The sequence below is a fragment of the Chitinophaga sp. genome (assembly GCF_036569185.1).
In the GTDB taxonomy this organism is placed as follows: domain Bacteria; phylum Bacteroidota; class Bacteroidia; order Chitinophagales; family Chitinophagaceae; genus Chitinophaga.
Genome location: NZ_DATCRD010000221.1, coordinates 1 through 6,931, shown reverse-complemented (window position 1 = coordinate 6,931; position 6,931 = coordinate 1). Strand labels below are relative to the sequence as shown.

The following is a 6,931-nucleotide window of genomic DNA, read 5'->3' as shown; positions in this document are numbered from 1 at the left end:
GCAAAACCGTTGGGTCTTTCTACTTCGATGGTCTTTGTTTCTGCGGCTTTCTGGATATTGTATCCTTTGGATGCGAGCACGGTCCATACCAGTTTGCCGGTAGCCAGGGAAGCAATGCCTGCTTTGCCTGCCACGCTGTTCAGGTCTTTGTGCGACAATGTTAACTTATTTTGTACGCCGCCACCATCGGAAGAGAATTTTGCAACAGGCGAAGAGAAATCGCCGCCCGCTTTGTCAAAGGCTACTTCATACTGTACCAGCGAGCCATCTTCCGCACGGGCCTGGTCCCACTCAAAGCTCACTGTAGCGCTGGTGGTAGGTTGCAGCTTAATATATTTATTGTCCAGCGGGGCGGTGAGCTTGGGCACCGGCTGCATATTGGTGTTGAGTGAATAATCGTCTTTCTTACAACTAAATAATAGAACACTCAGTATAATGATCAAATATTTTTGCATGTGATTACAGTTTTTAGGTGGAAGGATATTACCAGTCCTGGTTTTGTGAAAGATTTTTGTTCTGATCGCGTTCAATAGTGGGCACCGGCCACAGATAATGCTTGGGATTGGTGAACAACCTGTTTTCAACGATGATATAACCATTCGGATCTTTATTAAAAGCACCGGAGGTTACTTTAATACCTCTTACAGGTCTGTTCATCACCACATCGGCAGTTTTCCAGCGGCGGATATCATACACCCGCAGTCCTTCAAACGCCAGCTCTGCCCTTCTTTCCCGGCGGATCACCGCGCGTTGCTGCTCCTGGTTCAGCGCAGCGTTAAACTGGGTAGCGCCGGCATCATTAAACCCGGCACGCACGCGGATAGGTTGAATGGTCTGATTCCATACTGCCGCATTCATCTGCCCCAACTCATTCTTTGCTTCTGCATACATCAACAGCACATCAGCATAACGGATCATGATCAGGTTTAATCCCGATGCATAGTTGGTAGCTGCGCGGTCGTAATATTTATAGAAATAATAACCGGTGGGAGATGCGCCCTGGTCATCTACCGTATTGGTGGCAGGAACAGAACCTGGTTGCGTCAGGATGGTTTGTTCCACACCGTTAAAATCAATCACCCTGGATCCGTGATGCAGGATGGTAGCTTCAAAACGCGGATCCCTGTTAACATAAGGCGTATTTTCATTATAACCGGAACCGGCTTCGCCAATGGCTTTACCATTGGTCATGATGTAATCATTCACCAGGTCCTGCGTAGGTACCAGTACGCTTCTCAGTGCAGCAATGGTTTGCGGCATGAAAGCGCGTTGTTTGTCGTAGGTTCTTCCACCGCCATATTGCAGGTCCAGGATCACTTCGCTGTTATACTCATTGGCTACGGTAAACAGGGTACTGTAATTACCAAACAGGGCATAAGTGCCGTTCTCTGTTTTACCGATCAGCTTCTCGCAATCTGCAACAACAGCCGCCCATTCGCTGCGGAACAGGTGCACACGGGCGCTCATGGCAATGGCAGCGCCACGGGTAATACGGCCACGGTCGTTCTGCGCCTGCTGCGTATTGGTGGGCAGGTCTTTCTGGATATCCGCCAGTTCTGTTAAGATAAACTGCTGGATGGTGTTCTTATCAGTACGTGCAATAGTACGGGAAGCATCAATAGTAATGAGGTCTGTATAAAAAGGTACATCCCCATACCAGGCGGTAAGCTGAAAGTAGGCGTAAGCACGGATAAAGCGCGTTTCAGCCAGGATACGGGCTTTCAGTGCAGGGTCCATATTCGGCACACGGTCGATGTTGGTGGTAACGGTATTGCACCTACGAATAGTAGTGTAGTAATAAGACCAGGTATCTGCTACCCTGCCGTTGGCGCCATCGTATCCGCCGTTGGCAATAGCATTTACATTGATCAGGCCGCCGCCGCTGTTATAGGCGTTATCACTCAGCGCTTCATCTCCAAAATAATAATCATCTTTTGAAAGATGCTCATAGCAGGCGGTCAATGCGTCGAGCGCATCCTGCGCATTGCGCCAGTAGGCAGTTTCGGTAAACTCCCTGGTGATCGGCTGATCCAGTTTACGGCAACTGAATAAAGTGCCGGCCACTAATATTGATAAAACTAATTTCTTCATACAATTGATTGTTTAGGCATCAAAACTTAACATCCAGACCAAAAGCAAAAGTGGCCGCATTCGGGTAATTACGCCCTGCAATAGGATTGTAATTAGACATGGACAACTTATCATCAAACTGCGTAAACTCAGGATCTACGCCTATTTCACGGAAGCGTTCAGGCATGATCGTTATCAGGTTCTGGCTGGTGAAATATACCCGTACACCCTGGATACGCGCCCTGTTCAGCAAAGATGCCGGCAGGTTGTAGCCCAACTGGAAATTTTTCAGTCGCAGGTATTTGGTGTCAAACAACCAGTAATCGGAATAGGCGAAGTTATTGGCATCGGCGGCGCCAATGGTTACACGGGGATAGGTAGCGCCTGGATTGGTAGGCGTCCAGCGATCCAGGTGCTGTACCATGGCGTGATCTTCATTGTTATGAAATGCTTCCACGATATCCCCTCTCAGGAACTGGGAGCGCTTACCCACACCCTGCCAGAACATGGTGAGGTCAAAGTTTTTCCAGCTCACACTGTAGTTAAAGCCAAAGGTGTAGCGGGGGAAAGGATTACCAAATACATAGCGGTCGTTTTCATCGATCACGCCATCTTTGTTACGGTCAATATACCTTACATCTCCCGGCATCACCTGCTGGTTATAGGCAAAAGGCACTTTGGGCGCGTTCTTTATATCATCCAGGTTCTGGTACAGTCCATCGGATTTATAACCATAGTAAGACGCAATGGGGAACCCTTCTTTAATGATAAAGGTTACATCAGAGCCACGTACAGATTCCTGGCCGAATTTAATCACCTTGTTCAGGTTATCAGCGAGGTTAAAACCAAAGTTATGATGGAACTTTCCGGTAGTAAGCCGGTAATTGATAGCCAGCTCCCAGCCTTTGTTATTCACCTTACCCACGTTTTCCAGCGGAGCAGCAGTACCTGCAGTTCCCGGAACAGTCTGGAAAAGATAGATCCCGTCGGTCGTCTTATTAAAATAATCGAAAGATGCTGTTAATGCGCCTTTGAGGAAATCTGCATCGATACCATAGTTGCTCATGGTAGAAATTTCCCACTGTAACAGGTCGTTGTAAGTAGAGAAAGTATTACCGGGTGCAATGGAATTATTGAAGGCATAGTTGGCATTGTTGATGCTTACCCTTGAAAGATAGTTGAATCCACCGATATTGGAGTTCCCCACCTGTCCCCATGAATAACGCAGTTTAAAGTTACCGATACGGTCTTTTACTTCCTGCATAAAGGCTTCGTCTGTAAGTCTCCATCCCAGTGAAAACGCCGGGAAGAACTGCCAGCGGTGGCCCGGGGCCAGCTTGGAGGAACCATCGTAACGCCAGGTTACTTCCGCGAGGTATTTATCATTATAGGCGTAGTTGAACCTGCCGAAAAGTGAATTCAGTGCATACAGGTTGGGATTGCTCATATCGTTATAAGTGCCGATATCCCGGTAGTCGTAGGTACCATCCGGCTTGGGAATATAACCACCGCCAATAGACCAGTCGTTGTCCAGGTTAGTAGTACCAAAACGATCCGCACGGAAGCCATAACCTTCATCTATCGCATCACTGCGCACACCCACCTGCCCTTTTACATAATGTTTACCGAAAGTATTTTCGTATTCTACGGTACCGTATACGTTTGTTGTTAAATCCTTGTATTCGGCGTTATGCATTTCATTATACAGCGGCGGCGTAGCGGTAGTATAATAAGGTGCGTAGGTAAATTTATTGATACGGTAAGCGGTGTTATCAATGTTATAATTACCGGAAGCATTCAGGTTGATCTTAAAGTGATCTGCCGGGGTGATCACCACATCAATGCCGCCCATGAGGTTATCCACTGTTCTTAAACGGTATCCGCCTTCTGCCAGTAAAGCCATCACGCTGTTGCTGGTTAATGGTGGCACTACCCAGTTGCCCAGGGAGTCTTTTACAGCAGTAGTGCGGGGCACACGCATTGCATCACGCATCAGGAAGCCGATATCGGATACCTGTGTACGATAGGTAGAGCGGGTGTAGGCGGCGTTACCGCTTACTTTCACATACTTGCTTACATCCACGGATACGTTAAGGCGTGCGTTGTAACGTTTGTAGTAAAAATCCTGGGGCACATATTTGTTCTGGAGCATGTTGCCCTGGTCGAGATAACCGAGGGAAAACAGGTAGCTGCTGGTTTTACCGCCACCGCTTAAACTTAAATTATGGCTTTGCTGCGGGGTATACTTGCGGAGCATTTCCTTGAGCATAGCGGGTTCTGAGCCACGGTCGTGCCACAATTTAATGTCTTCCGGCGTATACTGCGGCGTTTTACCTGAGTTTACCAGCGCTTCATTTTTCAGGGTCATGTACTGCCATGCTTCCATCTGCCGGGGCAGTGTGGTAGGCGTTTGCCAGCCATACATGCCATTGTAGGTAACAGAAGGATGATCATCTTTCTTTCCTTTTTTGGTGGTGATATAGATCACGCCATTTGCCGCCTGTGAACCATAGATCGCTGCAGAGGCGGCATCTTTCAGTACGGAGATGGATTCCACATCGTAGGGATTCAGGTTCTGCAGGCCATTACCGCCGGCCTGTACTCCGTCAATGATCACGAGTGGCGCGTTGCCGGTTAAGCTACCAACACCGCGGATGTTCATAGTCATTGGCGCGCCTGGTTCAGCGGTATTCTGCTGCATGATGAGGTTAGGCGCCTGGCCCTGCAATGCCTGGAACATATTCACCGCCGGCCTGCTGGTAATATCCTTTGAGTTAATGGTGCTGATGGAAGCCGTCACCTGTGTTTTCTTCTGCTGGCCATAAGCCGTTACCACGATCTCTCCGAGATCTTTGGAATCTACGTTCAGCATGGCAACAATGCTGGTTCTTCCACTGATGGCAATTTCAGAAGATACATATCCTACTGAGGAAAATACCAGTGTACCGTTAGCCGCGCTGGCAGGAATTTTCAGGGTATAAGTTCCTTCTGCATTGGTAACCGTTCCTATGCTCATTCCCTTTACGCGAACGTTCGCACCGGGAATAGTTTGCCCGTGGTTATCCACTACACGGCCGGTGATGGTGATATCCTGCTGCTGTCCTATAGTGGTGGCGGCGCCGCCATGTTTAAGGATGATTTTATTGGCGATGAACTCATAATTAATTTCCAGCGGCAGCAGGATCATCTGTAACACATCGTCCAGTTTATTATCTTTTACATTCAGGGATATTTTCTGTGCAGCTTTAATATCGTCGTTGGAATACACGAAAACCAGGGAGGTTTGCGCTTCAATTTTTTCCAGTACCGTTGCCAGGCTGGCATTGTCGACCTGGAGACTGATCAGTTGGTTCATAGCCGGCGGCCTTTCCCGTTCCTTTCCCGGCTGATGCTGCACCTGCCGGCGCAACCCGGCTGCATAGGCCACCTGCGCATGCAGATCCAGCACGCTCAGCAGCGATAAGCAGATTATCAGCGACAGGAAAGGCGGACGAAAAGAAGGCTTGTGTAATACCTTTCTCATAACGTAGTGGTGATTAAAAATGAATAAATATTGGTGTTGGCTTGATGTTTATTATTCTCCTATAACTAATGTTGAATCGGTAATACGGTAGTGGAATGCTTTTGATTTACTGAGGTAGTACATAATATCTTCCAGGGAATTATTATGGAAAGCCCCGGTTAACCGGTATTGTTTTGGTGCGTTGGCTTCAAATACCACGCGTTTGTTGAAATTGCGTTGCAGGCTGGCGCCGATTTCTTCCAGGGTAGCGTTCCTGAAGATCAATCGCCCTTCTGTCCAGGCCTTATCTTCCGACCCGATGGTATTGTCTTTGATCAGTGTGCCGCTGCTGGCGGTATAGGTTACTTTTACGTCGGGTGTAACGAGGATGGTGTCACTGATCTTTTTAGTGTCTTCATAACGGGGAATGAAGGCTACTTTTCCCGTTACCACGGCGGTTTGCACCGGTTCATTTTCATACGCCCTGATATTAAAGGAGGTGCCCAGCACTTTGATGGTGCCTTTTTTCAGGTGTATAATAAAAGGACGCGTGGCGTTGGTGGCCACATCAAAAAAAGCTTCTCCTTCCAGGAAGATCTCGCGGCTGTCGCCCCGGAACTTTTCCGGGTAAGTGATCATGCTTTCCGCGTTGAGCCAGATCTTGCTGCCATCGGCCAGTTCAATAAACGACCGGGTAGCTTTCCCGTTGCTGCGTTTTACCCATTGTTCCCTCCCGGCATCCGGTGTTTTTCGTGTAGCGTTAAACAACCAGAGGGCGCCAACCGGTAACAATATGGCAGCAGCAACAGCAGCTACCCATTTCCATCTCCCGGGTCTTTTAGGATCCATCGGACGGATGTTAGTCGTTTGTTGTTTTATTTTAGACATTGTTCTTTGCAGGGCCTGTTCTGTGCTTTCCGCCGATACCTGTAAGGGATCTTCAAAATAGTGGTGGAGATGCCGGTATTTTTCCTTCAGTTCCGGGTGTTGTTCCAGCAGGGCTTCCAGCTCCGCCAGTTCTTCCCGTGTAGCTGCTCCCGCCAGTTGACGGGTCACCAGTAATACGAAATATTCTTCGTTTATCATAAAATGGAATCGTGTTCAGAGAGAAGGACAGGTAGCGGGGGGAAAACTACTTACAAGCGGGGAAAATATTTTTTCGCGGATTTTGTCTGACTCCGGATTTTGATGATTTCGCTGATTACGCTGATTGGATTTTGTAATGATTTTAAAAAGATTTGGGGAGATGTAAGCGAATATTTTCGTTTACATCTCCCCAAATCCCTTTAAATCCGAAGTAATCAATCAGCGTAATCAGCGAAATCATCAAAATCCGGAGTCAGACAAAATCCGCGAAAA

The 6,931-nt window shown here is 47.9% G+C and carries 4 protein-coding genes; all 4 read right to left on the bottom strand.

The annotated features are described in order from the left end of the window. On the bottom strand, nt 1–455 hold a 455-nt coding region (locus tag VIM72_RS16590; RefSeq protein WP_332003947.1), incomplete at its 3' end, for a SusE domain-containing protein. Between the two features lie 28 nt (nt 456–483). Further along, nucleotides 484–2,091, bottom strand: coding sequence for a RagB/SusD family nutrient uptake outer membrane protein (locus VIM72_RS16585; protein ID WP_332003946.1), 1,608 nt, complete (start codon nt 2,089–2,091; stop codon nt 484–486). Between the two features lie 19 nt (nt 2,092–2,110). Beyond that, a complete protein-coding gene (locus VIM72_RS16580) occupies nt 2,111–5,593 on the bottom strand; it encodes a TonB-dependent receptor (protein ID WP_332003945.1) in 3,483 nt (1,160 codons plus the stop codon). Nucleotides 5,594–5,644: 51 nt separating this feature from the next. Beyond that, entirely contained in the window at nt 5,645–6,658 is a 1,014-nt protein-coding gene (locus tag VIM72_RS16575; RefSeq protein WP_332003944.1) for a FecR family protein, read from the bottom strand. Nucleotides 6,659–6,931 lie beyond the last annotated feature (273 nt).

Coding starts and splice junctions, on each gene's coding strand:
- VIM72_RS16580 (WP_332003945.1), bottom strand. CDS start 5,593: ATGAGAAAGGTATTACACAAGCCTTCTTTTCGTCCGCCTTTCCTGTCG.
- VIM72_RS16575 (WP_332003944.1), bottom strand. CDS start 6,658: ATGATAAACGAAGAATATTTCGTATTACTGGTGACCCGTCAACTGGCG.
- VIM72_RS16585 (WP_332003946.1), bottom strand. CDS start 2,091: ATGAAGAAATTAGTTTTATCAATATTAGTGGCCGGCACTTTATTCAGT.